We start from the raw sequence: 24,858 nt of genomic DNA, 5'->3' as shown, positions 1-24,858 counted from the left end.
GCCAAGGCGTCCGTGGAAGGACGGACGGGTGCGGCCGGCGGCGCGGAGCCGCGGGATGCCGCCTAAGCCTTGATGCGGTGGCGGGTGTGCAGGGCCGCGGGCGCGTCGACCACATCGATGCGCTCCAGCGACACCTGGCGGCCCAGGTGTTCGAAGAGGCGCAGACCGTCGCCGAGGAGCACGGGCACCAGGTGCAGGGAGATCTCGTCCACCAGCCCGGCCGCCAGGTACTGCTGGATGACGTTCGCCCCGCCCATCACGCTGACGGTGCGGTCGCCCGCCACCGCCTGAGCCTGCCTCAGGGCGTCCTCGACGCCGCCGGTGACGAACGTGTAGACCCCGCCCTCGGGGACGTCCTCCGGCTGCCGATGGGTGAGCACGAACACCGGGCGCCGCGCCGGCCCGCTCGGCCCGTCGGCGCCCCACCAGCGCACCGAGTCGTCGTAGGTCGTCCTGCCCGTGATCACCGCTCCCAGATCACCGACGGCCTCCTCGAGCAGCGCGCGGCTCCGTTCGTCCTGGCCGAACGCCCACTCGTGCAGCCGCTCCCCGCCGGTCCCCAGCGGCTCGTCCGGCGTACGGCCCGCCGCCGCCACGAACCCGTCCAGCGACATGCTGATGTCCACCACGACCTTGCCCACGGCGCTCCTCCTCGTTCGTCCGCTTCCACGAAACCACCCGCCCCTACATCCGCGCGCCCGGAGCGGGGGTCACAGGGAGCGGGCGGCGGCGACCATGGCCTCGGTGATCCGGGCGACCTCGTCCGGGGTGCAGACGTACGGGGGCATGGTGTAGATCAGGTTGCGGAACGGGCGGAGCCAGACGCCGTGGCTCATGGTGATCTTCTGGATCGCGGGGACGTCGACGGGCTCGACGGTCTCGATGACGCCGATCGCGCCCAGGACGCGGGTGTCGCGTACGCCCGGCAGCCCGCGGGTCTCCGCCAGTCCGTCCTCCAGGACCGCCGAGATGGCCGAGACCTCGGCGCGCCAGTCGCGCCCCCGCCCGTCGCGGCCGGTCAGCAGTTCGAGCGAGGCGCAGGCCACCGAGGCGGCCAGAGGGTTGGCCATGAACGTCGGGCCGTGCATGAGCCCGCCGCCCTCCCCCTCGGAGATCACGCGGGCGATCTCCGAGGTGCACAGCGTCGCGGCCATGGTGAGGTAGCCGCCGGTGAGGGCCTTGCCGACGCACATGATGTCGGGCACGACGCCCGCGTGGTCGGCGCCCCAGAACGTTCCGGAACGGCCGAACCCGGTGGCGATCTCGTCCAGGATCAGCGGCACCCCGTGCTCGTCGGCCAGGTCCCGCAGCGCCCGCAGGTAGGCGGGGGAGTAGAAGCGCATCCCACCCGCCCCCTGCACGACCGGCTCGGCGATGATGGCCGCGATCTCCCCGGAGTGCCGGGCGGCCAGCGACGCCAGTTCGTCCAGGTATGCCGGGTCGGGCTCGTCGGCGTACCCCCCGGGCGGCGGGGAGGCGAAGATCTGCCGCGGCAGCACCCCGGTGAACAGGTGGTGCATCCCGTTGACCGGGTCGCACACGGACATGTCGGCGAACGTGTCGCCGTGGTACCCGCCGCGCACGGTGAACAGCCGGTGCCGTTCGGGCCGCCCCAGCGCCCGCTGGTACTGCAGCGCCATCTTGATCGCGACCTCGACCGACACCGACCCGGAGTCGGCGAAGAAGACCTTGGTCAGCGGTTCGGGGGTGAGGTCCACCAGCAGCGAGGCCAGCCGCACCGCCGGCGGGTGCGTCAGCCCCCCGAACATCACGTGCGACATCCGCCCGATCTGGTCGGCGACCGCCGCGTCGAGCACCGGGTGGCGGTACCCGTGCACGGCCGCCCACCAGGACGACATCCCGTCGATCAGCGTCCGCCCGTCCGCCAGCACCAGCCGCACGCCCTCGGCCGCCACCACCGGATGGTTGTCCACGGCCCCGGGCATCGGCCCGTACGGATGCCACACATGCTCCCGGTCGAACGCCAGCAGCCGCTCGATCTCCTCGGGGTTCATCGCCGCATGTTCCGCCATGCCCCGCAGCCTAGGCCGCTTCGCGCCCGTCCCGATCCGGGGCGACCCCACAAAAACCACGCGCTTCCACTTGACGCTCCCGTAGAGCGCGGAATCCGACCGCCGGAATGCCCCGCCCGATGACCGCGTACGAGGACGGCCGGGCGCGCGGAGAGGTCAGGAGGCCGGGGGCTCCAGGCCCTGCTCGCGAGCCCAGCGGAGGAGTTCCTCCTTGGCGGCGTCCTTGCCGATGACGCCGCGGTCCAGGCGGATGTCGAGCAGGTGCTTGTAGGCCCTGCCGACCAGGGGACCGGGCTTGATGCCGAGGACGGCCTGGATCTCGTTGCCGTCCAGCTCGGGACGGATCTTGGCGAGCTCCTCCTCCTCGGCCAGCCGGGCGATCCGGGCCTCGAGGTCGTCGTAGGTGCGGCGGAGGCGTTCGGCCTTGCGCCTGTTGCGGGTGGTGCAGTCGGCGCGGGTCAGCTTGTGCAGGCGCGGCAGCAGGTGCCCGGCGTCCCGCACGTAGCGGCGCACCGCCGAGTCCGTCCACTCGCCGGTGCCGTAGCCGTGGAAGCGCAGGTGCAGTTCCACCAGCCGGGCGACGTCGGCGACGACGTCCTTGGGGTAGCGCAGTGCGGACAGCCGGTGCCGGGTCATCTTCGCCCCGACCACCTCGTGGTGGTGGAACGTCACCCGCCCGCCCGGCTCGAACGAGCGGGTCTTGGGCTTGCCGATGTCGTGCAGCAGCGCCGCCAGCCGCAGCACCAGGTCGGGCCCCGACTCCTCCTGCGCGATCGCCTGCTCCAGCACGATCAGCGTGTGGTCGTAGACGTCCTTGTGCCGGTGGTGCTCGTCGATCTCCAGCCGCAGCTTGGGCAGCTCGGGCAGCACGTGGTCGGCCAGGCCGGTGTCCACCAGCAGCGCCAGGCCCTCGCGCGGGTGCGCGGCGCAGATCAGCTTGGACAGCTCGTCACGGACCCGCTCGGCCGAGACGATCTCGATGCGGGCGGCCATGTCGCACATCGCCGCCACCACCTCGGGCGCCACGGTGAAGCCGAGCTGGGCGGCGAACCGGGCGGCGCGCAGCATCCGCAGCGGGTCGTCGTTGAACGAGTCCTCCGGGCGCCCCGGCGTGCGCAGCACCTTGCGGCGCAGGTCGCCCAGCCCGCCGAACGGGTCGACGAACTCGTGCCCCGGCAGCCGTGCCGCCATCGCGTTCACCGCGAAGTCGCGCCGCCGCAGGTCCTCGGTCAGCGAGGTGCCGTACGACACCGACGGCTTGCGGGACCTGGGGTCGTAGGACTCGCTGCGGTAGGTGGTGATCTCCAGTTGCAGGTCGCCCTTGCGCAGCCCGACCGTGCCGAACTCGATGCCGATCGTCCAGACCGCGTCCGCCCAGCCCTCGACCAGCGCCAGCACCTTCTCGGGGGCGGCGTCGGTGGTCAGGTCCACGTCCTTGCCGGGCCGGCCCAGCAGCGCGTCCCGGACCGGGCCGCCGACCAGCGCGAGCTCGTGTCCCGCGGCGGCGAACCGGCGGCCCAGCTCGTCGGCCGCCGGCGGGATCACCCGGGCCAGCAGCGCGGCGATGGCCTGGCGCTGCTCGGGGGTGGGTTCGTCGGTGGGGGCGTTGGGCACGGGCATCGAGCGTATGACCTCACGAGACGGCTTACAAACAAAAAATCTTGGCGGCCTGTCCCCGCTGTACCGCAGGACTTTTGCCGGCAGGGTTCACATGCAGTTTTCCTCGGGTTACTTTCTGAGCACCCCGTGGTGAATCAAGTGAATCATGACGGGTATGCGTACGGTCCACCTCATGCCGCCGGAGGTCGACGATGAAGGACGCACTCGCCATTCACCGCGCGCTGCTGGAGCGGGAGATCGCACACGAGATCATGCGCCTGCGCCACCCCGTCTCCAGGGCCGACGACCTTCCGCACGCCCTGGGACTGGCGCCGGGACGCTGCCTGGCCGTCCGGATGTTCGGCTGTGCGGGCGCGGCGACCGGGGAACGCTTTCTGGCCGCGGTGATCACGCTCGCCGGCGGCACGCCCCCGCTGGAGCGGATCCGCCGCGCGGTGGGCGCGCGGCTGGTCCGCCCCGCCCGTCCCGACCTGGTCAACTCGATCACCGACTACGCCGCCGACCTGGTGTGCCCGCTGCTGCTGCCGGACACCGTCCCGGTGCTGGCCGACCAGGATGCGCTGGGCCACCTGCCGGACGAGGAGATCGTCTACACCGCGACCGGCGAGGGGTGGACGGCGCTGGCGGTGCGCCTGGCGGACGTGTACGCGCTGAGCCGGGCCAAGCCCATGGGGCAGCCCCGGGAGCCGCTGGGAATGAGCGCCTCCGTTCGCGCCGGCTGAGCGCCGACCGGTGTGGGGGGACGACCCCCCACACCGCCCGGCCGCTTCCGCGGAACGGTCGGACGCGGTGTCCGACGGCACTACCATCGAGCCCGTAGTCCGGAGTTCCGGCACCCTGCGCAAATGGACGGTTATGGCTTGAGGGTGTGGCGTCGCGCGGCGGTTGTCGCCGTGCTCTCGAGTTGCGTGATCGCGGTCCCCGCACCCGCTCCCCAGCGGTACGCCTCGGCGTCCGCGAACAGCCCGGAGTCCGCGGCGCCCCCGGCGGCCGCGCCGCGTCAGGCGCAGACCCCGCTGGAGCTGGTGCTGACCGACATGTCGGAGCGCACGGTCACGCCCCGGACCAACCTGACCATCAAGGGCCACGTGGTCAACCGCTCCGGCCGTCCGCTCACCGGCGTCCACTACCGGTTCCGCTACCTCCCCCAGCGGATGAGCAGCCGCGGCCAGCTCGCGCAGGCCGCCAAGTGGAACGTGGGGAGCCTGCCGGGTCTCACCGCGCCGAAGCCGCTGGGGAACGGGACCGTGCCCGCCGGCAACACCCCGGTGCCGTGGCAGCTCACCGTCCGGGCCGGGAACCTGGGGCTGCGGGACTTCGGGGCGTACCCGATCGGGGTGGAGTTCTTCAACGCCGCCGGGCAGCAGCTCGCCGGGCAGGTGACGTTCATGGTGTGGCGGCCCCCCACCGGCCGCTACCAGAGGACCTCGATCGGGTGGGTGTGGCCGGTGACCGACCGGACCCGGCGCACCACCGACCACTCGTTCCTCGACGACGGGCTCGACAGGGAGCTGGCGCCCACCGGGCGGCTGGGCGGCGTCGTCACCGCCGCCGAGAAGACCGGCACCCCGCTGACCTGGGCGGTCGACCCGGCGCTGCTGGACGACGCGCAGGCGATGACCCGGCCGTACACGGTGCGCCCGCCCCACCGCGACCCGGCCGGCCGGCCCGCCAGCCAGAACGCCCGGACCTGGCTCGACCGGTTCAAGAAGACCTCCGCCGGCGACCCGTACTTCGTGCTCCCGTACGCCGACGTGGACGCCGAGGCGCTGGTCCGCAACGGGATGGGCCGGCAACTGGAGATCTCCTACAAGCACATGGGCCTGGCCCAGCAGGTGCTCGGCAGGCCCCCCGCCGCCAAGGTGGGCTGGCCGGCGGAGGGCGCGGCCAGCACCCGCACCCTCGGCCGGATGGCACAGCTGGGGACCGAGTCGTTCCTGATGTCCAGCGCGCTCTTCCAGCCCGCCCAGACGACCTTCACGCCCGGCTCGCCCACCACCGTCCGGACCTCGGCCGGCCAGCGGAACGTGGTGACCTACGATCCGGTGCTCAGCGACATCGTCAGCGCCGGCACCCGCACCCCGGGGACCCGGCTGCTGGCCGAGCAGCGGTTCCTGGCCGAGACCGCGATGATCACCGCCGAGCTGCCGCTGCAGGGCCGCACCATCGTGATCGCCCCCGCCCGGCGCTGGAACCCCGACCCGCTGTTCGCCGAGAACCTGCTGCGCTGGACCCAGGACCTGCCGTGGCTGCGGCCGGCCCGGGTCGACCGGATCGCCCAGGCCAGGCGCCGCGAGCCGATGACGTTCACCGGCTACCCGAGCGCCTACCAGGCCCACGAGCTGGGCCGCACCTACCTCCGCGAGGTCAAGCGGATCGCCGGCCGGGCCGGCACCTTCTCCACCGTCTTCCAGCCGGCGGTCTGGCCGTACGAGCGGGCGGTGCTGCGGACGGTGTCCGGCTCCTGGCGCGGCGGCGGCACCCGGGCCCGCCGCGCCCGCGCCGCCCGGGACCTGTTCGGCGACCTGCTCGACAAGGAGATCGACAAGGTCCGGGTGTCCCGCCGGGGCGACACCGTGCAGCTCGCCGGGCGCACCGGGCGGGTGCCGTTCACCATCACCAACGGGCTGCCCGACCGCACCGTCCGGCTCCAGGTGAAGATCACCTCGCGGATCCCGGCCCGGCTGCAGATCGGCGAGTACACCAGGACCATCGAGGTGGGCCCGAACGAGAGCCCCAGCATCGACTTCGAGGTCGAGTCGTACGCGCAGGGCGCGGCGCTGGTCGACATCGAGCTGCTCACCCCGCAGGGCAAGCCGTTCCGTCCGGCCCACACGCTCCGGATCAACACGACCGGGTACGGCCCGGTGGCCCTCCTTATCACGGGAGGCTCCCTTGCCGTACTCTTCGTCGGCGTCGGGTTCCGAGCGATGCGGGCGCGGCGCCGCAACAAGATGGAGGCAGCTGGTGACGGGTCACCCGGAGGCGAACCACCCTGGCCCGACGAGCCGGCCGATCCCGCCGAACACCCCGCCGAACGTCCAGCCGAACCCTGATCCTCCGGCGGCCCCCACCGCCGCGCCGCCCGCCCCCGAGCAGGGGGAACGGGCCGCCGCGCAGTCCGGCGGCGGGCGCGGGGCCAACCTGCTGCGCTCGGGCGCGCTGATGGCGCTGGGCACGGTGTTCTCCCGGATCACCGGCTTCCTGCGCACCGCGGTGCTCGGCGCGGCGATCGGCACGGCCGCGCTGGGCGACGCCTACAACACCGCCAACACCATCCCGGTGATCGTCTACGACCTGCTGCTCGGCGGGATCCTCACCGCGGTGGTGGTGCCGCTGATCGTGCGGGCCAAGGAACGCGACGCCAAGTACGGCGCCCGGTTCGAGCAGCGGCTGTTCACCCTGGCGGTGCTGGGGCTGGTGATGATGACCGCGGTGGCGGTGCTGCTGGCCCCGATCTTCATCGACTACGTGTACGCCCGGGACTTCTCCGGGGACAAGCGCGATCTGGCGGTGCTGTTCACCCGGCTGTTCGCGGTGCAGATCTTCTTCCTGGGGATCAGCGCGTTCGCCGGGGCGATCCTCAACACCCGCGACCGGTTCGCCGCGCCGATGTGGGCGCCGGTGCTCAACAACATCGTCATCTGCTGCACCGGCGTGCTGTTCATCCTGGTCACCACCGGGACGGTCACGCCGGAGTCGATCACCTCCGGACAGGTGGCGATCCTGGCCGGGGGCACCATCGGCGGCATCGCGATGCAGACCCTGGCGCTGTGGCCGTCGCTGCGCGGGTCGGGCTTCCGCTGGCGGCCCCGGCTGGACTTCCAGGGCGGCGAGCTGCGGCAGATCATGTCGATGGCCGGCTGGAGCCTGCTGTACCTGGTGGCCACGCAGACCGCGTTCGCGGTGACCACCTCGCTGCTCAACGCCGCCGGCGACGCCGCCCCCGGGCACGGCTACAGCCCCTACTCGTACGCCTACCAGCTCTTCCAGCTCCCGTACGCGATCATCGGGGTCACCGTGATCACCGCGCTGCTGCCGCGGATGAGCTCGCACGCCGCCGAGGGCAGGACCGCGCTGGTGCGCGACGACTTCTCCTCCGGGCTGCGGCTGGCCTCGGTGATCATCCTGCCGGCGGCGGCGCTGATGGTGGTGCTCGGGCCGGAGATCATCGCGGTGACGCTGGAGCACGGCGAGATCGACCGGGACGCCGGCCTGGTGATCGCGCACATCATGCAGGTGTTCGCGGTGGCGCTGGTGCCGTTCGCGGCGTACCAGCTCACCCTGCGGGTCTTCTACGCCCACAACGACACCCGCACCCCGGCGTTCATCGTGCTGGCGGTGATCGCCACCAACATCACCGTCGCGGTGACCGCCAGCGCCCTGCTGGACCCCGAGCGGGTCGCGGTCGCCATCGCGGGCGGGTTCGCGCTGGCCCAGACCGTGGGCCTGCTGGTGTCGTGGCTGGTGCTGCGCCGCAAGCTCGGCGGCATCGACGGCCGCCGGATCGTCGGCACGCACGTCAAGCTGCTGGTGGCGATCTGCCCGCTGGCCGGGTTCGCCTACGCGGTGCAGGCGATCGTGGACGCCTGGCTCGGCCCCGGCTTCGCCCCCGCCCTGCTGTCGCTGATCGTCGGCGGAGCCGGAGGTGGCATCCTGTACCTGGTCTTCGCCCGCCTGCTGCGCGTCGCGGAGGTGCAGACCATGCTGTCCACCGTCACCCGGCGGCTGCCCGGCCGTGGCTGACCCCGCCTACCCGATCGGTGACACCGCGCTCACCTCGGTGTTCATCGCCAAGAACGGGCAAGTATTCAGACGCGCGCGGATAAGGCGGGACCGGGCCTCGGTCAAGGACTACCATGTTGGGGACTACGGCTTGCCGGGCGACACCCTGCGGAACGCAAAGAGGAGGGTCGGAGGCGTAAGCTGCCGCGCCACGATAATGGGACTCGACCACTTGCGCAGGACGTCGTGAGCACGTCCATCATCGAACCCGGAACCCGCCTCTCCGGCCGGTACCGCCTCGAGGAGCGGGTCGGCCGATCCGGCGGATCGACGCTCTGGAAGGCGATCGACGAGATTCTGGCGCGCGCCGTCGCCGTACGGACCTTCGACCCGGACTTCCCCCGCGTCGGCGAGGTGGTCACCGCCGCCCGCGCCGCCAGCCGGCTCACCGACCCCCGGCTCACCCAGGTCTTCGACGCCGACGACAGCGGCGAGCAGGCCTACGTGGTCAGCGAGTGGGCGGCCGGGCAGAGCCTGGAGGCCATGCTCAAGCGGGCCCCGCTGGAGCCCGGCCGGGCCGCCACCCTGCTGTACGAGGCGGCCGAGGCGATTGCCGCGGCGCACGCCGCCGGGCTGTCCCACCTGCAGTTGTGCCCGCGGCACCTGCTGTGGACCACCGGCGGCACGGTCAAGCTGCTGGGCGTGGCGGTGGACGCGGTGCTGGCCGACGTGCGCTCCGAGGACCCGGCGCTGGAGGACACCCGCGCGCTCGGCCGGATGCTGTACGCCTCGGTCACCGCGCGCTGGCCGGGCGACCCCGCCGAGTGCGACCTGCCCCCCGCCCCCCAGGCGGACGGGGTGTGCCGGGCGGCCCGCCAGGTGCAGGCCGGGGTGTCGGCGGCGCTCGACACGATCATCTGCCGGGCCCTCGGGCTGCCGCTGCCGAACGGGCAGCAGCCGCTGAACACGCCCGCCGAGCTGGCCGCGGCGCTGCGGACCGTTCCGCGCACCCCGCTGCCGCTGTTCGCCGGTCCGGCCGCGGGCCAGGCGCCGTCGGTGCAGAACCGGCCGCCCCGGCCGCGGCCCGCGCCCGCCGCCGGGGCGACCCGTCCGGCGCCGGTCGTTCCGCAGCAGTCCCCGCAGCCCGCCCCGCCCGCCGCGCGTCCGCAGCCCCGGCCGGCCGCCGGATACCCGCCGCCTGCCCCGCCCGCCCCGACCGTCGCGTCCCCGGCCGGCGGCGGCCGCGACGGGCTCAGCCGCCCGCTGCTGGCGGTCGCCGCCGCGGCCCTGACCGTGATCGTCGGGGTCGGCGCCTGGGCGCTGACCCGCGGCGACGGGAACCAGGGCGGTCCCGGGGCGAACGGCAGCCGCCCGCCCGCCGACGCCACCCAGAAACCGTCCGTGCGGAAGCTGGACATCAAGAACGCGCGGGGGCTGTACGAGGAGCGCCAGGCGGGCCATCCCGACCCCACGGTGATCAAGACCGCCAAGTCCGTGCACGACGGCAAGGACGGCACCATCTGGGAGTCGCAGACCTACGCCAACCCCTCGTTCGGCAACTACCTGCGCGGGGTCGGGGTGATGCTCGACCTGGGCTCGCCGGCCGGCATCGAGCGGATCGAGGTGACCGTGCCGGGCGCGGGCGCCGGAGCGACGCTGGAGGTCCGGGTCGGCGACCAGGACGTCCGGGAGCGGATGCGGCGGATCGACGAGCGGACCACCACCTCCGGGACGATCGAGATCAGGCCCGGTCAGGTGATCCGCGGCCGGTACGTGCTGCTGTGGATCACCAAGCTGCCGGTGAGCAACAAGGCGCAGGTCGGCGAGGTGACCGTCTACGGGCGTCCGGGTTGACCGGTTCCCTGGTGATCGGGGCGGTCGGGTCACGAAACGTTTCCTGACGCGTCGAGCCATGCCCCGTGGGGGCGTAAGTCGGTATCGTGCCCCTCAGCAGTTCTGTACCCGTACCCCCTGGAAAATCGTGGTGCCTACCCAAGCAGCCGCTCGCGAGCGCGAGGACTTTCTCCCGTGACGTCCGTGAGCACGTCATCCGTGGACGAGGTCTCCGACAAAGAATTGATGTCCCGGCACGCCCAGGGCGACCCGCACGCCTTCGGCCTGCTGGTCACCCGGCACCGGGAACGGATGTGGGCGGTCGCGCTGCGCACCCTGGGCGATCCGGAGGAGGCCGCGGACGCGCTGCAGGACGCGTTCCTGTCGGCGTTCCGCGCGGCCGGCCGGTTCCGCGGCGACGCCGCGGTGACCACCTGGCTGCACCGGATCGTGGTGAACGCCTGCCTGGACCGGCTGCGCCGCAAGTCGATCCGGCCGGCCACCCCGATGGGCGACGAGGCCAAGATCGACGCGCTGGCGCCCAAGCTGCCCGACCCGACCGACGGGCACGGCACGCTGCTGGACGTCACCGCGGCGCTGTCGGAGCTGCCGTTCGAGCAGCGGGCGGCGCTGATCCTGGTGGACATGATGGGGTACGCGGTGGACGACGCCGCCGAGTTCCTGGACGTTCCGCCGGGGACCATCAAGAGCCGCTGCGCGCGCGGCCGTGCCCGGCTCGCCCCCCGGCTGGCGCACCTGAGGAACCGTCAGGCGCGCGGGAACGTCCAAGATACGGATAAGTAGAAGGAAGGAGGTGGCCGGCCCAAGTGAACCCCGCACACCTGGACCACGACGCCTTGGCCGACCTGGCCGAAGGTCTGCTCGACGACACCCACGCCGCCTCCGCCAACGCGCATCTGGACAGCTGTGCCGAATGCCGGGAACGCTCGGCCGAGATCGCCGACGTGTCCCGGATCCTGGCGGACGTCCCGGTCCCGCCCATGCCCGCGGAACTGGCCGAGCGCATCGAGGCGGCCATCACGGCCGAGGCGATGGCCACGGCCGGGGTCGCGAGCATCTCGCATCACCGCCGGGCGCGCGAACGCGGAAAGCGGCATCTGCGGGTCATCGGCGCCGCCGCGGCCACCGTGGCGGTGGTCGGTGCCGGAGCCTTCGTGGGCACCGAGCTGATGGGCGGCTCCCTGCTCGACGGCGACGACCATGCGGCGACCTCGCACGCCCCTCCGGCCGACCCTCCCCGGGAGACTCCCGCGGTGGGTCCGCAGGCCCCGTTCACCGTCGTCCGGAGCGGCACCGCCTACCAGACCGCCACCCTGGGCGACCAGGTCACCGCCCTGGTCCCCAGGTCCCGCACGCTTCCCGCGCTGGCCTCGGTCCCCGACCGTCTGCAGGGCTGCGTGCAGGGCATCACCCGGGGAGCCAAGCCCGTCCTGGTCGACGCCGCCACCTACGAGAACCGCGAGGCCACCGTCGTGGTGGTCCCCACGGACTCCTCCACCTGGCGCGTCGTGGTGGCCGGCCCGTCCTGCTCGGCGACCGACTCCGACATCGTCGAGGAGACGACGATCCCGGCCCGCACTCCCTGATCTAGGAAGTCACGAGGCCCCGCGAGCCCATCCCCTCGCGGGGCCTCGCCCTGTCCGCCCACCCGCTCACGCGCCTGCCGACGCGGCGCCCATGGCGCGGTCCGCGATGTTTCCCGTGGAACATCGCCGCATGGCAGAGCCGCTCGGGGCGGAGGCGCCCGCCCCGAGCGCGACCTGGGTGGTTGCCGACCATGCGGGACTGCTCTGGTCGCCGTCGCCGCGGGTCGGCCCGCACGGCGGAGGCGGGCGGGCACCGGTGGTGGGTGCGTGGGCGGCGGGATGGAGGCCGTCGATCGTGCGGCGCGGGGTCCGCGCCGTGTCCGTCAGAGGTCGGCGAGGAAGTCGAGGGCGATGCGCCAGGTGCGTTCGGCGGCGTCGGGGTCGTGGTCGGGGAGGTCGGGGTCGGTGTAGAGGTGGCCGGCGCCCCGGTAGCGGTAGATCTCGACGTCGGCTCCGGCGCGGCGCATCTTGAGGTACCAGACGTTGAGCCAGTCGTCGGTCTCGTACGGGTCGGGATCGGCGACGTGGAGCTGGACCGGGATGTCGGTGGAGGCGTCGTCGGGGAGCTGCGAGGTGCCGTGCAGGAGCAGCAGGCCCCTGGCGTGCTCGTCGGCCAGGGCGAGGTTCTGGGCGATGGCGCCGCCGAGGGAGAAGCCGGCGTACACCAGGCCCCGGTCGGAGTGCGGCGCGGCGGCGGCCACCGCGCGGCGCAGCAGCTCGTCGCGGCCGATCTCCTCCCGGATCTTCTCGGCCTGCCCGGAGTCGGAGGCCGTCCGGCCGACGTACAGGTCGGGCACGTGCACCTCGTGCCCGGCCGCGCGCAGCCGGTCGGCCGCCGCGCGCACCGCCGGGCGCAGCCCGTACATCGAGTGCAGCAGCAGGATCCGCGCCACCGTGTCCCCCTTTTCTCCGCTGGTCGGACGGATGGCATCCTGCCACCAGGATTGGGCGTACGGCACACCGGGAATCCGCGGGGCCTAGGATCGGTTGACGCCACTGGCGGACCGGGTCACGCCAGGGCCGAGCGGAGACGACGGCGGTCCGAATCCCGACCGACCCGGCACGGAAGGAAGGCGCACACGTGAGCGACGTCCGCAACGTCATCATCATCGGCTCGGGCCCGGCGGGCTACACGGCCGCCATCTACGCGGCGCGGGCCGACCTCAAGCCGCTGGTCTTCGAGGGTTCGGTGACCGCCGGCGGCGCCCTGATGAACACCACCGACGTGGAGAACTTCCCGGGCTTCCCGGACGGCATCATGGGCCCGGACCTGATGGACAACCTGCGCAAGCAGGCCGAGCGGTTCGGCGCCGAGCTGATCGCCGACGACGTCACCGAGGTCGACCTGACCGGGGACCCGAAGATCGTCAAGGTCGGCGACGACGAGTACCGGGCGCACGCGGTGATCGTCGCCACCGGCTCGGGCTACCGCGAGCTGGGCCTGGAGAACGAGAAGCGGCTGTCCGGCCGCGGCGTCTCCTGGTGCGCCACCTGCGACGGCTTCTTCTTCCGCGACCAGGACATCGCGGTGGTCGGCGGCGGCGACACCGCCATGGAGGAGGCGATCTTCCTGACCAAGTTCGCCAAGTCCGTCACCGTGGTGCACCGCCGCGACGAGCTGCGGGCCAGCAAGATCATGCAGGACCGGGCGTTCGCCAACGACAAGATCCGCTTCGTGTGGGACAGCGAGGTCGTCGACGTGCTCGGCGACGACCGGGTCAGCGGCGTCCGCATCCGCAACCGCAAGACCGGCGAGGAGTCCACCCTCGAGGTCACCGGCCTGTTCATCGCGATCGGCCACGACCCGCGCAGCGAGCTGTTCAAGGGCCAGCTCGACATCGACGAGAACGGCTACCTGATCGTCGACGCCCCCACCACCCGCACCAACATCCCCGGCGTCTTCGCCTGCGGCGACGTGGTCGACCACATCTACCGCCAGGCCATCACCGCCGCCGGCACCGGCTGCTCGGCCGCCATCGACGCCGAGCGCTACCTGGCCGACCAGGGCGAGGCCGAACTCGTCCACCAGCCCGACGCCTGACGTCCGGACGTCCCGCACGGAACGGCCGGCTCCCCGCGAGCCGGCCGTTCCCGCGTTCCAGGACCTTCCGCGACCCGCCCCCCAGGACCCCTGACGGACGTCGTCAGGCGCCGAGCCCTTCAGGATGCGGTCCACGCCGCGGAACTGCTCCTCCAAGGCCCGCTCGCAACCGGCCTCCGACAGCAGCCGTACGCCCCGCACCGTTCCGCCGCACGCGAGACCGCCTCAGATGACCCCGACAGCGGTGAACGCCCCGAGCAGCCGATGCCACCACCGCCGTTCCCGACCGCACCCGCGTTCCCACGACCGCCCGGCCGCAGGCTGCGTGGTCACCGGACGCGAGGCGGCACTGACCCAGGCCCCGTCCGGCCCCACCACCGGCGGCCGGGGACGAACGGAACGGGACGCAGCCCGAGGTACGCGGTATCGAGCCGCAAGCTCGCGAGCGAGATCGGCCGCCGTGGCCCCCTCCACCAGCTCCACGGCACGCGCGCCCCGGACATGCCCGATGGCCGCGCGGGTGAGTTGCGGGCCGCCATCCGGGCTACGCGCCGGGAACTTGTGTCTCCTCATCCATCCACGCCAGGTAACTGGCCAGGCCTCCGTTGAGGGGCAGGGAGATGATCTCCGCGACGCTGTAGCTGTGCAGTTCGTGGATGAGGCGTTCGAGAGCGGGATAGGCGTCGGCCCGGGTCTTCAACAGCAGCAAGTACTCTTCATCGACCTGCACCTCGCCCTTCCGCCGATAGGTGCTGGTCATGGGGCCTACGACCTGGGCGCACGCGGCCAGCCGCCCGTCCACCGCCGCCCTGGCGATCCGCAGCCCCTCCTCGCGCGTCGGCACCGCCGTCTGCACCTGGACGTATTCGCCCACTTCGCTCCTCCCCTTCCGTCCGCCGCCATCTTGACGCGTCCCGCCCAACGCCGTACAGGCCCACCAAATCCACCAATTACGCCACGGAAGTGGTGGAGACGAAGTCCGATGACATGGAGGGCGGATGCCGCAGGCGGTGACGATCACAGGCAGCCGGTCGACCGGCCATCGGCGCGAGGAGGAGTACGGTGCTCTCTTCGCCACCTATGTGCGACCGTTCGCCCTGCCGGGGGTGCGGTTCTACCTGGGCGGGGCGATCGGGATCGATTCGCTGGCGCTGGGGTGGCTGGCGCGGGAGACGGACGTGCGGCTCTCGGTGGTGGTGCCGGTGAGGCTGGCGGATCAGCCGCCCGAGGCGCGCGGCGTCGTCGCGGACATGCGCAGCCGCGGGCGTCTTGACGAACTGGTGGAGCTGGGCGGGCGGTCTGGTACGGAGGGGTATCACGCGCGGAACCGGTGGATGGTCGACCGCAGTGACTTCGTGATCGGTTTTCCCAGAGCGGACGTCCAGGAAGGCGGTGGGACCGGCTACACCCTCGACTATGCCGCCTCGCAGTACAAACCTCGGCTCATCGTGCCCATCTGAGTGCGGTGACCACCTACCTTCGCGGGGTCTCCGCCGGTGACCGGGCAGCCCGCAAGTGTCGGCTCGCCGCCCAGGTCGCTGGCGCTGCCTTGCCGATCCGGTGTGTACGTCGGGGGTGTACCGCACTGGCCGCGTTCGGTGGCCCGTCTCGTACCGGCGATCCGGGAGCACCGGAGGCCGCTGCTGATCTGCTGCACGCCTGCGTTGATCTGGTGGCGGCGACCCGGGGCCGGGTACCGGCGCTGCGGATCCGTCGGGCCCGGCTGGAACTCAGGCCCTGGCATAACGAGCGCTTCGTCACGGACCTCGACGACCACATGCACACCGCTCTCATCGGCATCTAACCGGCGGCATGGGAACAGGCGCTTCCTGGGGAAGCGCCTGGGGGTGGGATGGGTCAGGAGGTCAGGGTGCGGGCCTGGGTGAGCCAGGTGGTGAAGAGATCCGGGTCGATGTCGTCGGGGGAGCGGAGTTTGGCGGTGGCCATCTCTCGGGTGCCGGGGGTGAGGCGGCCGGACGGGTCCTCCAGGGACTGGCCCTTCCAGAAGCCGAAGGCGATGTGGCTCTTGTAGGCCTTGATGAAGCAGACGGGGGACTTGCCCGGGGCGGGGCCGAGGCTCCAGACCGGGTGGCCGTGCCAGACAGCACCGGTGCCGGGGAGTGCGTTCTCGATGACGGGGAGGACGGCCTCGGCGGTTTCGCGGAGGGATTCGGGCAGCGAGGCGACGTAGTCCTGGACGGTGGCGTGCTTGGGCATGATCGTGTCCCTTCTTGATCGGACGTGCGGTGGAGCGGATGCCGACGCAGTCCTCGGTGGGTGTGCGGGGGCTGGTGGAGGCCGGGATCGGCGGGCGCGGAGGCGGCTTGTACGACGGGCGTTCGCCGTGTCCGTCAGGCCCGAGGATGCTCCTATGGATGTCAAGCGGCGAGTTCAAGATCGTTTGATGTGGTGATGATCTGGTAGAGCTCGCGGGCGATGTAACGCTTCAGGCATCGGATGATCTCTTTCTTGGACAGGCCTTGCTTGGTGCGCCGTTCGGCGTAGGCGCGGGTGCGTGGGTCCCAGCGCAGGCGGCACAGCACGACGCGGTAGAGGGCGGCGTTGGCCTGCCGGTCGCCGCCGCGGTTGAGGCGGTGCCGGGTGGTCTTGCCGGACGAGGCGGGGATCGGGGCGGCGCCGCAGAGCATGGCGAACGCCGCCTCGGAGGCGAGCCGGTCGTGGTTTTGGCCGGCGGTGACCAGCAGCTGGCCGGCGACGTCGGTGCCGAGCCCGTTGGCGGCGACCAGGCGGGGGTTGATCGCGGCCACGAGCGGGGCGAGGAGCTCGTCCAGATCGGTGATCTCGGCCGACAGTTGCTGATGGCGGCGGGCCAGCGGGCGCAGGGCGATCTTGGCGGCGGTGGCCGGTGACGCGGCGTCGGCCCGGTCGGGCCGCAGGCTCGCGCAGACGGTGATCAGTTGCGTGACCGGCAGGCCGCGCAGGCGTTCGCGCAGTTCGTCGGGGGCGGTGACGATCAGGGCCTTGATCTGGCGCTGGGCGTCGGCCCGCTGGTCGACCGCCGAGCGGCGGGCCACCCGCAGGTTGCGCAGCGCCTCGACGCGGCCGTCGCGCCGCTTGGGGGTTCCGGTCCGCTCGCCGGCCAGGGCGGTCTTGGCCGCCTGGATGGCATCGATCGGGTCGGACTTGCCCTGGAACCGGCGGGTCTTGCGGTCGGGGCGGTCGGCCTCGACGACGTGGACGCCCTGGTCGCGCAGCAGGCGGGCCAGCCCGGCCCCGTAGGCGCCGGTGCCCTCGACCCCGACCGGCCCCAGCCGCCCGAACCGGCGCATCCAGTCCAGCAGCGCGGTGTATCCGGCCGCATCGGCGGGGAACTGCTCGGTGCCCAGCACTCGCCCGACCTGGTCGATCACCGCGGCGGTGTGGGTGTCTTGGTGGGTGTCGACTCCACCGGTGACCTCGAAGGCCTGCTGTTGGGGTGTAATGGAGGGCATCGTCGTCCTGTCGTCTTGGCTGGGGGCAGGGCGGCACGCACCAGCCGGGCAACGCGGACAAGACAGAGATGGGGCCTCTGGCCAGGCTCCTATGAAGTCACAACGCCACGCCCGGTGAGCGCACATGAGCGCCTCCCGGCCAAGGCCGACATATCCCGTTGAAGACCCAAGGTCAGTCAGTGGCTGGGTCAGGCCCCGCCGGGAGGCGCTCATCTACATCATCTCTGTCAGTGGGCGGAGCGGTGGTGGGCGGCGGTGGCGGCGGTCCAGAGCATGGCGGTGATGGCACCGACGGCGAGGGTGAGGGAGCCCCACGGGCCGCCGGTCATGGCCCAGGCGTTGCCGATCAGGAGGGCGGTGCCGGCGATGCGGGAGGCGATGGCGTGAGGGCGGTGGCCGGTACGGGAGAAGTGGTGGCCCAGGACGTAGCAGGCGGCGATCAGGGCGGTGAACGAGATCGAGCCGGCCGCCATGTGGCCGATGCCGTGCCAGCTGAGGGTCGTGGTCTCGGGCGTTCCGGCGGGGAAGCCGGCGCCGGGGTCCATGACCAGGACGCCCGCGGCGATCATGCCGAGGCCGCTCACCCGGAGCAGGCGGGGCGCCCACCGGCCGCCGGGGGTGCCGTGCATGGCGCGCCGCAGGCCGGCGGCGCCGAGCACCGTCAGCACTCCGGCGACGATGAAGTTGGCGATCTGCAGCCAGCCCAGGGAACCCGTGCTCAGCAGGCTCAGCGGGTGCCGGGTCAGGTCGAAGCCCTCCCGGGTGAACGCCTGCGCCAGGGAGACGGCCGCCCACAGGGGTGCGGCGACGACGGCGCAGGTGAGCAGGGAACGGGTGGAGAGCGAGCGGGGGGAGACGGCGACGGCGACCATGTCGGTTTCCTTTCCGGCGGTAGGTTGCGGTGTTCTCGCTCCTGCGTCGAAGACTCGATGTGACAGGGAACGGTGTGCATTCCCTGTCACATCAGCTGTTCGACGCAGGGGTGAAGACAACAAGCGGCAAGAACCGGCGAGAAAGCGAGCGACCGATGCGCTACCTGATGACGAGCCTGCCCTCCGACACCGCCCGCAAGCCCGACGAGAAGCTGCACGCCGAGGTCGGCGCGTTCGTCGAGGAGCTGACCGCGGCCGGCGTGCTGCTGGCCACCGGCGGGCTGGACAGCCCCACCGTGACGACCTCCCGGGACGGCGAGTTCACCGTGACGGACGGACCGTTCGCCGAGGCCAAGGAGGTGGCGGTCAGCTTCGCGCTGGTGGACGTGCGGTCCAAGGAGGAGGCGATCGAGATCTCCCGCCGGTTCTTCCAGATCATCGGCGACGGAACGGGCTACATCCAGCAGGTCCTCTGACCCGATCCGGTGGTGACGGCACCGTCCCGGTTTGCCCATGAGGCCGGGGCGGTGCTGTCATCGACGGTGTGACGGACGCGCACAGCACCGTTGGCGCCGTGTGGAAGCTGGAGTCGGCCAGAGTGGTCGCCGGGCTCACCCGGATGGTCCACGACGTGGGGCTGGCCGAAGAGCTGGCCCAGGACGCCCTGGTGGCCGCGCTGGAGCAGTGGCCGGTCCAGGGCGTTCCCGACAATCCCGGCGCCTGGCTGATGGCGATCGCCAAGCGGCGGGCCGTCGACCACATCCGGCGTTCCCGCACGCTGGAACGCAAGCAGGAGCAACTCGCCCACGAGACCCACGAGACCCACGAGACCCACGAGGCGGCCGAGACCGCCGAGGCCGCCGAGGCTCCCGAGCGGGACGACGTGCTGCGGCTGATGTTCATGTCCTGCCACCCCGTGCTGCCGACCGAGGCGCGGGTCGCGCTCACCCTCAGGCTCGTGGGCGGCCTCACCGCCCAGGAGATCGCCCGGGCGTTCCTGGTGAACGAGACGGTGATCGCCCGGCGGATCGCCGACGCCAAGCGGACGCTGGCCGACAACGGGGTGCGGTTCGAGCTGCCGGACGGCGCGGAACTGGCCGCACGCCTGTCCGACGTGCTCGGGGTCATCTACCTGATCTTCAACGAGGGCTACTCGGCGACGTCCGGGGACGACCTGATGCGGCCGGGGCTGTGCCTGGAGGCGCGGCGGCTGGGCGGGCTGCTGGCCGAGCTGGCACCGGACGAGGCCGAGGTGCACGGCCTGGTCGCGCTGATGGAGATCCAGGCGTCCCGCGAGGCCGCCCGCACCGGACCGTCCGGCGAGCCCGTCCAGCTCCACGAGCAGAACCGGGGTCGCTGGGATCCGCTGCTGATCCGCCGCGGGTTCACCGCCATGCTGCGGGCGCGGGACGCCGGCGGACCGCCCGGCCCGTACGTGCTCCAGGCCGCGATCGCCGTGTGCCACGCCCAGGCGCGCCGCGCCGAGGACACCGACTGGGACCAGATCGCCGCCCTCTACGACGCGCTGGTCAGGCTGCTCCCGACGCCGGTCGTCCGGCTCAACCGGGCCGTCGCGGTCGGCATGGCGCGCGGGCCGCGGGCGGGCCTGGACCTGCTGGACTCGCTGACCGCCGACCCCGCGCTGCGGGACTACCACCTGCTGCCGGGCGTCCGCGGGGACCTGCTGCACAGGCTGGGCCGGTACGAGGAGGCGCGCCGGGAGTTCCAGCGGGCCGCCTCGCTCACCCGGAACGCCGCCGAACGGGCCTTCCTGGAACGAAGAGCCGAGGAGATCGAGACCCCGGAGGCCGACGGCCCCACGCTGGGACAGGCCGCCGAGGCGTTCCTGGCCCGCGACGACCTGGACGCCCAGACGATCCGCTCGTACGGGCAGACCCTCCGCCGCCTCCGGCTCGGCCTCGGCGACCGGACCCTGCTGGCCTCCCTGACCGCCGACCAGGTGACGAAGGTGTTCCAGACCGCGTGGGGCGACGCCGCCGCCAAGACCTGGAACCGTCACCGTTCGGCCGTCCGCTCGTTCGCCGCCTGGGCGGACCTGGACGACCTCGCCGCGGGCCTGGAACGTCGCGCCGAGGTCCGCGCCAAGCCCGCCGTGCTCGAGCCCGCCTACCTGGACGCCCTGTGGAGCCGCACCGACATTCCCCTGCGCGAACGCACCCTGTGGAGGCTCCTGCAGGAGTCCGCCGCGCCGGTACGCACCGTTCTCTCACTGAACGTCGAGGACCTGGACCTGGAGGACCGCCGCGCCCGCACCGCCAAAGGGGCCTGGGTGACCTGGCGTTCCGGCACGGCCCGCCTGCTCCCCGAACTGCTGGCGGGCCGTACCCGAGGGCCCGTGTTCCTCGCCGACCGGAGACCGGCCCCCGCCCGCATGCCCGCGGAGGCCGACCTCTGCCCCGAGACCGGCCGTGGCCGCCTGTCCTACGAACGCGCCGAGTACCTGTTCAAGCAGGCCACCAAATCCCTGGACCCGACCGGCGACGGCCACACCCTCCGCAGCCTCAGATCCCGCCTCTGACCAGGCGAGCGGGGCGCCGACAGCACCGGCGCGAAGGCGGCCGACGCCACCCGGACCGCACCGGTGCGTGCGCCGCCCCGGACCGGTGAAGCTGTACGAAACGTGCGGTGCTACTTGGAGGTGCGGGTCAGCCGGACGTGGGTGACGGCGGGCGAGCTGACGAACTCGGTGCACTCGTAACCCTCCGCACCACCGTCCAGGTTGTCGAAGAGCCGTTCGCCCCCGCCGAGCAGGATCGGGACGATTACGAAGTGCAACTCGTCCAGCAACCCGGCCCGCATGTACTGCTGGATCGTCGAGGCCCCGCCGCCCAGCCGGACGTCCGCCCCGCCCGCCGCCTCGAAGGCCCGTTCCAGCGCGACCTCGATCCCCTCGGTCACGAAGTGGAACGTGGTCCCGCCCTCCATCGTGATCGACGGGTGCGGGTGGTGGGTCAGCACGAACACCGGGTGGTGGTACGGCGGGTTGTCCCCCCACCAGCCCTTCCACTCGTTCTCGGCGTCCCACGGCCCCCGGACCGGCCCGTACATGTTGCGCCCCATGATGGTCGCGCCGATCCCCGCATCGCCCTGCTTCATGAAGTCGTTGTCCAGCCCCTCGTCCCCGCCGGACATCCCGTGCATCTCACGCGCACTGCGGGTCTGGAACGCCCAGGTGTGCAGCCTCTCCCCGCCGACCCCGAGCGGGTTCTCCAGCCCCTGCCCAGGACCCGCCATGTACCCGTCGAGGGAGACCGAGATGTTGTGAGCACGAAGCTTCGGCATGAGTTCCTCCATGTCAGTCCGCCGAGGCCCTACCCCCGGACCTTCCACATGGACAGACCACCGAGCCCCCGGGAACTCATCGCTCCCACTCGGAAAAGATCTGGTTCGCCCCGGACCTCGCCGATAGGTTCCGCCGCATGTGCGTCTCCACGGCCCCCGCCGAGTTCTCCGGGACGATCCTGTACGGAGGCCGCTGCCACCATCCCCGGCACGGCCTCATCCAGGTCGTCGGCTACCAGAACACCGCCGTCAACCTCGCCGACGGCCCCAACGCCATGCTGCTCCACGTTCCCGCCCGGGGCGCGATGTCCCCCGACAACTTCATCAAGGTCGGCCGGACGAGCGACATCCTCGATCGCATGGTCGACGCCGTACGCCCCAAGTCAAGGGGACCGCAGGGCATCGACTGGATGGGCGCGGCGGCGGGCGCGGCGTCCCACGAGGTCAAGGTCTTCGAGCACGACATCTACACCGTGCTGCTGGCCACCGACCCCACCTTCATCCCCCACGCCCTCCACCGGGTCGCCCCCAACAAGAGGCCGTATCTCAACCCGGCGCTGATGGAGTTCTACGCCGACTTCTACGCGGACCACACCGTCATGGTGTGCTGCTTCGACAACGCCGAAGCCCGGCGTGCCAAGCCCCTGCTCATCTGGTACGAGCCCACCGACCCCGACCGGTTGGTCCTCCCGGCCCTGGACTGCCACACCGGCGAGCCCCCCGACCTGGACGCCCGTGTCACCACCGACCACTGGGTCATCTTCGGCACCGACGACGCCCCCGAAGGCTGGGGCAGCCCCGTGCGCTACCCCGGCTTCATGCGCCACGGCCTGCGCGACTTCCTCCCCCGGACCGTGGTCGGCACCTCGTTCCACGGCCTCTCCCTACGCAACGGCGACTTCGCCATCACCCACGACGCCCTGCTGAACGCCGACCTCGCTCGAATAGACCGCCTCCAACCCACCCGCTGACCTCCAGCCGCTCCTACCGCATTGCGGATCTGGGTCACGTTCAGGTGGAGCCGGGTCTGCATCCGCCCACGAACCGAACCGGGCCACCCACGAGGGCGGCTGTTCAGGTACGCGGGAGAGATGGGCGGCGGCGCGTTGGGAGCACCGCCGCCCGGGCTAGCGGTGAAGCGTGGCCTTGACCGCGACCACCGCGTCCATCGGGCGGTTCGCCTCGCAGATCGGCGATCCGCCGGCGTGGGTGAACCACAGGCGGCCGTTGTCCGAGGCGCGCCGCTGCGCCCAGATCTCGACGAGCCGCCCCGTCTGGTCGGTGACGGTCAGGTGGAGTCGTTCGACGTTCACGGTGTAGCCCTGGCCGCGGAGGACTCCAGCGAGTGCGTTGAGGGCCTGACGGCGGTCATCGTCGGTGGTGATCATGCCGCGACCAGCCCGAGGCTCACCATGCACCGGCGGAACCAACCGCGGCGGTCGGGTGCCGGGTGGGCCTGCGGGATCGGCCGCCGTGGCGGGGTGATGCCGGAGGGCACGGCGGTGCCGAGGAGAGGCGAGGTGCGTCGCACCGCCGTGCCCGCCCCGCCCGTTCGAGCCGCCGCCTCGTACCGGTTCTGGCGGGGAGTCTTCGAGATGGATGAACGCTGCCGGTAGTGGTCGGTCAGCAGGCGCGCCAAGCCCGCAGGCGTCTCCGCCTCCAGGAGGCTGTCGTGGTCACGGACCATCGCCCACCAACGACCGGTGTGCTCGCCGTAGTGGATCAGCGCGGCCGGGAACCGCGCACGCAGCTCGGCGGCCTGTCGGCTGACAGGTGCGGCGGCAGGCTTGACCGGGATCGGCCATGCGGGCGGGGCTAGGGTGTTGCCCACGTCAGGAAACCTCACTTCCTGGCCAGGCCCCGGAGAACTCCGACGCGCGAACGTCGGGCCGGGGCCGCTTGCGTACTCACCTTCAGTGAAGGCTCGTCACGCGGCGCAGGGCAGAGGGCATCATGGGAGCACGAGAGTGTTCCCGGGAACGTCGGCCGGACCAAAGGTGCACGCACACCATGACCACCGCCGAGAGTCGTCGCGCCATCGGTGCGCGCCTGAAAGCCGAACGTGAACGGCGTGGATGGGGCCAGCGGACCCTGGCCCGTCTCCTGCGCGAGGCCGTCGATGATCCGCAAAAACCCGACCACGAATCGTTCGTGACGTACGTCAAGCGGTGGGAGGCCGGCAAGGTCGATCGGATCTCGGACCGCTACCGCGCCGCCTACGCCGCGGTGCTGGGCATCCCTGAACGTGAGCTGTTCACCCCGCAGCCGACCGTGCAACCGCCGGCGGACACGGCCGGTGACGATGAACTCGAGGCGCTCGAGCTGGCCCGGCGGGTCGCCGCCAGCGACCTGGGCGAGGCCACCCTGCAGGCGCTGGAACACGCAGCGGACGACCTCGCCTGCGCCTACCAGGGCACTCCACCGGATGCGCTGCTTCAGCGGGTCAGGAAGCACCTCGCCTATGTGGGGATGCTGATGGACGCACGCAAAACGCTGGCGGAGCATCGGCGGCTGCTCGTGGTCGGCGGCTGGCTCTGTCTGCTCGCCGCCACCTGCGACGTCGACCTGCACCGCCGGTCGGCGGCCAGGGCCCGGCTGCGAACCGCCGCCCAGCTCGCCCAGCACGCCGAGCACCCGGAGATCATGGCGTGGTGTCTGGAGACCGAGGCATGGCAGGCGCTCACGGACGGCGACTACCGAAAGGCCATCGACCTGTCCCGGGCCGCGCAGCAGGTCGCGCCCAAGACCGGATCCGCCTACATCCAGGCCACGGCGCAGGAAGGACGGGCCCATGCCCGCCTGGGGTCCGGCCCGGAGACCCGCGACGCGCTGACCCGAGTCGACCGCCTGGTCGCCTCACTGCAGATGCCGGACCGGCCTGAACACCACTTCCGGTACGACCCGGCCAAGAGGGACTCCTACACCGTCACCGCACTGTCGTGGATCGGGGACCCCGCGGCCGAGTCGCAGGCACGAGAGGTGCTGACGAACCTGGAGTCACCGACCAATGGACCGCGGCGCCCGCGCCGGGCGGCCACGGCCCGCCTGGACCTCGCGCTCGCCCTGGCCTCCACCGGACGGCCCGACGAAGCGGCCCACACCGCACTGCAAGCAGTCACCAGCGGACGGCTGGTCCCCTCCACCTACTGGAGAGCCGAAGAGATCATCACCGCCGTACAAGACCACGGCACCCCAGAGGCCGCCGACCTGATCGAGGCGTACCGCGAACTACGACGCCCATTGACGTCCTGAGACTGGCGCGCGTGCATTGGTGTTCCTTCGCGTCGGCCGTCTCCAGCCCGTCCGTCGGATGCCCAGAGGGGTCCTTGAAGGGGGGAGGACACCGGTCATGGAGACGGGGTGAAGTGAGGA

At 72.1% G+C, this 24,858-nt stretch carries 24 protein-coding genes; 13 read left to right on the top strand and 11 right to left on the bottom strand.

The genetic code is table 11. The annotated features are described in order from the left end of the window. Positions 1–62: 62 nt before the first annotated feature. The 3 genes from HNR21_RS05040 to HNR21_RS05030 all read right to left on the bottom strand — a co-directional run bounded on the left by HNR21_RS05040 (position 63) and on the right by HNR21_RS05030 (position 3,653). Positions 63–641, bottom strand: a complete 579-nt coding sequence (locus tag HNR21_RS05040) for a dihydrofolate reductase family protein (protein ID WP_182704261.1) — start codon at positions 639–641, stop codon at positions 63–65. Between the two features lie 69 nt (positions 642–710). Next, positions 711–2,033 (bottom strand): adenosylmethionine--8-amino-7-oxononanoate transaminase, encoded by a 1,323-nt coding sequence (locus HNR21_RS05035; protein ID WP_220500040.1) that lies wholly within the window; start codon positions 2,031–2,033, stop codon positions 711–713. Between the two features lie 156 nt (positions 2,034–2,189). Then, positions 2,190–3,653 (bottom strand): CCA tRNA nucleotidyltransferase, encoded by a 1,464-nt coding sequence (locus HNR21_RS05030; protein ID WP_182704260.1) that lies wholly within the window; start codon positions 3,651–3,653, stop codon positions 2,190–2,192. Between the two features lie 191 nt (positions 3,654–3,844). Here HNR21_RS05030 and HNR21_RS05025 point away from each other — a divergent pair, with 191 nt between their 5' ends. The 6 genes from HNR21_RS05025 to HNR21_RS05000 all read left to right on the top strand — a co-directional run bounded on the left by HNR21_RS05025 (position 3,845) and on the right by HNR21_RS05000 (position 11,818). Further along, positions 3,845–4,375, top strand: coding sequence for an aminoacyl-tRNA deacylase (locus tag HNR21_RS05025; protein ID WP_182704259.1), 531 nt, complete (start codon positions 3,845–3,847; stop codon positions 4,373–4,375). 123 nt (positions 4,376–4,498) lie between these two features. Next, on the top strand, positions 4,499–6,709 hold the full coding sequence (locus HNR21_RS05020) for a DUF6049 family protein (RefSeq protein ID WP_246441961.1): 2,211 nt from the start codon (positions 4,499–4,501) through the stop codon (positions 6,707–6,709). Next, positions 6,621–8,399: a murein biosynthesis integral membrane protein MurJ gene (gene murJ, locus HNR21_RS05015; protein ID WP_312880850.1), complete on the top strand. Its 1,779-nt coding sequence runs from the start codon at positions 6,621–6,623 to the stop codon at positions 8,397–8,399. Before HNR21_RS05020 ends, murJ begins: the two co-directional genes overlap by 89 nt. Positions 8,400–8,624: 225 nt before the next feature. Next, positions 8,625–10,232 (top strand): protein kinase family protein, encoded by a 1,608-nt coding sequence (locus HNR21_RS05010; RefSeq protein ID WP_119731486.1) that lies wholly within the window; start codon positions 8,625–8,627, stop codon positions 10,230–10,232. Between the two features lie 225 nt (positions 10,233–10,457). Continuing rightward, positions 10,458–11,015 (top strand): RNA polymerase sigma factor SigM, encoded by a 558-nt coding sequence (gene sigM / locus HNR21_RS05005; RefSeq protein WP_220500546.1) that lies wholly within the window; start codon positions 10,458–10,460, stop codon positions 11,013–11,015. Between the two features lie 23 nt (positions 11,016–11,038). Continuing rightward, the gene (locus tag HNR21_RS05000) at positions 11,039–11,818 is read left to right on the top strand and encodes an anti-sigma factor family protein (protein WP_182704257.1); all 780 of its coding nucleotides are present in this window, start codon (positions 11,039–11,041) and stop codon (positions 11,816–11,818) included. Positions 11,819–12,141: 323 nt separating this feature from the next. On the opposite strand, the gene HNR21_RS04995 is transcribed toward HNR21_RS05000, so the two are convergent. After that, positions 12,142–12,711 carry a dienelactone hydrolase family protein gene (locus tag HNR21_RS04995; protein WP_182704256.1) on the bottom strand — a complete coding sequence of 190 codons (570 nt, stop codon included), beginning with the start codon at positions 12,709–12,711 and terminating at the stop codon, positions 12,142–12,144. A gap of 188 nt (positions 12,712–12,899) precedes the next feature. Here HNR21_RS04995 and trxB point away from each other — a divergent pair, with 188 nt between their 5' ends. After that, a complete protein-coding gene (trxB, locus tag HNR21_RS04990) occupies positions 12,900–13,859 on the top strand; it encodes a thioredoxin-disulfide reductase (protein WP_182704255.1) in 960 nt (319 codons plus the stop codon). Positions 13,860–14,403: 544 nt separating this feature from the next. Here the strand turns inward: trxB and cutA are convergent. Next, positions 14,404–14,733: a divalent-cation tolerance protein CutA gene (gene cutA, locus HNR21_RS04985; protein ID WP_182704254.1), complete on the bottom strand. Its 330-nt coding sequence runs from the start codon at positions 14,731–14,733 to the stop codon at positions 14,404–14,406. Positions 14,734–14,857: 124 nt separating this feature from the next. Here cutA and HNR21_RS04980 point away from each other — a divergent pair, with 124 nt between their 5' ends. Both HNR21_RS04980 and HNR21_RS04975 read left to right on the top strand, forming a co-directional pair. Further along, a complete protein-coding gene (locus HNR21_RS04980; RefSeq protein WP_182704253.1) occupies positions 14,858–15,319 on the top strand; it encodes a hypothetical protein in 462 nt (153 codons plus the stop codon). A 5-nt stretch (positions 15,320–15,324) separates the two neighbouring features. Next, a complete protein-coding gene (locus tag HNR21_RS04975; RefSeq protein ID WP_182704252.1) occupies positions 15,325–15,663 on the top strand; it encodes a hypothetical protein in 339 nt (112 codons plus the stop codon). Positions 15,664–15,716: 53 nt separating this feature from the next. On the opposite strand, the gene HNR21_RS04970 is transcribed toward HNR21_RS04975, so the two are convergent. The 3 genes from HNR21_RS04970 to HNR21_RS04960 form a co-directional block, all read right to left on the bottom strand. After that, entirely contained in the window at positions 15,717–16,076 is a 360-nt protein-coding gene (locus tag HNR21_RS04970) for a DUF1801 domain-containing protein (RefSeq protein WP_182704251.1), read from the bottom strand. 161 nt (positions 16,077–16,237) lie between these two features. Beyond that, positions 16,238–17,311 carry an IS110 family RNA-guided transposase gene (locus tag HNR21_RS04965; protein WP_220500038.1) on the bottom strand — a complete coding sequence of 358 codons (1,074 nt, stop codon included), beginning with the start codon at positions 17,309–17,311 and terminating at the stop codon, positions 16,238–16,240. A gap of 227 nt (positions 17,312–17,538) precedes the next feature. Next, positions 17,539–18,183 (bottom strand): DUF998 domain-containing protein, encoded by a 645-nt coding sequence (locus HNR21_RS04960; RefSeq protein ID WP_182704250.1) that lies wholly within the window; start codon positions 18,181–18,183, stop codon positions 17,539–17,541. A 155-nt stretch (positions 18,184–18,338) separates the two neighbouring features. On the opposite strand from HNR21_RS04960, the gene HNR21_RS04955 reads away from it, so the two are divergent. Then, on the top strand, positions 18,339–18,659 hold the full coding sequence (locus HNR21_RS04955) for a YciI family protein (RefSeq protein WP_182704249.1): 321 nt from the start codon (positions 18,339–18,341) through the stop codon (positions 18,657–18,659). A 98-nt stretch (positions 18,660–18,757) separates the two neighbouring features. Continuing rightward, the gene (locus HNR21_RS04950; RefSeq protein WP_312880849.1) at positions 18,758–20,722 is read left to right on the top strand and encodes a sigma-70 family RNA polymerase sigma factor; all 1,965 of its coding nucleotides are present in this window, start codon (positions 18,758–18,760) and stop codon (positions 20,720–20,722) included. Positions 20,723–20,832: 110 nt separating this feature from the next. Here HNR21_RS04950 and HNR21_RS04945 read toward each other — a convergent pair whose 3' ends face one another. Next, positions 20,833–21,486 carry a dihydrofolate reductase family protein gene (locus HNR21_RS04945; RefSeq protein WP_182704247.1) on the bottom strand — a complete coding sequence of 218 codons (654 nt, stop codon included), beginning with the start codon at positions 21,484–21,486 and terminating at the stop codon, positions 20,833–20,835. A gap of 137 nt (positions 21,487–21,623) precedes the next feature. Between HNR21_RS04945 and HNR21_RS04940 the strand changes: the two genes are divergently transcribed. Continuing rightward, positions 21,624–22,457 carry a hypothetical protein gene (locus HNR21_RS04940; RefSeq protein WP_182704246.1) on the top strand — a complete coding sequence of 278 codons (834 nt, stop codon included), beginning with the start codon at positions 21,624–21,626 and terminating at the stop codon, positions 22,455–22,457. Positions 22,458–22,613: 156 nt separating this feature from the next. On the opposite strand, the gene HNR21_RS04935 is transcribed toward HNR21_RS04940, so the two are convergent. Then, positions 22,614–22,874 carry a hypothetical protein gene (locus HNR21_RS04935; protein ID WP_182704245.1) on the bottom strand — a complete coding sequence of 87 codons (261 nt, stop codon included), beginning with the start codon at positions 22,872–22,874 and terminating at the stop codon, positions 22,614–22,616. Further along, positions 22,871–23,317: a hypothetical protein gene (locus tag HNR21_RS04930; protein WP_182704244.1), complete on the bottom strand. Its 447-nt coding sequence runs from the start codon at positions 23,315–23,317 to the stop codon at positions 22,871–22,873. The genes HNR21_RS04935 and HNR21_RS04930 overlap by 4 nt, the downstream gene beginning before the upstream one ends. Before the next feature lie 179 nt (positions 23,318–23,496). On the opposite strand from HNR21_RS04930, the gene HNR21_RS04925 reads away from it, so the two are divergent. Continuing rightward, entirely contained in the window at positions 23,497–24,738 is a 1,242-nt protein-coding gene (locus tag HNR21_RS04925; RefSeq protein WP_182704243.1) for a helix-turn-helix domain-containing protein, read from the top strand. The last annotated feature ends 120 nt before the right edge of the window (positions 24,739–24,858 follow it).

It is taken from the genome of Thermomonospora cellulosilytica (assembly GCF_014138835.1).
GTDB lineage: Bacteria > Actinomycetota > Actinomycetes > Streptosporangiales > Streptosporangiaceae > Thermomonospora > Thermomonospora amylolytica.
The sequence above is the reverse complement of the archived record's forward strand: the minus strand, read 5'-3'. Positions and strand labels throughout refer to the sequence as shown.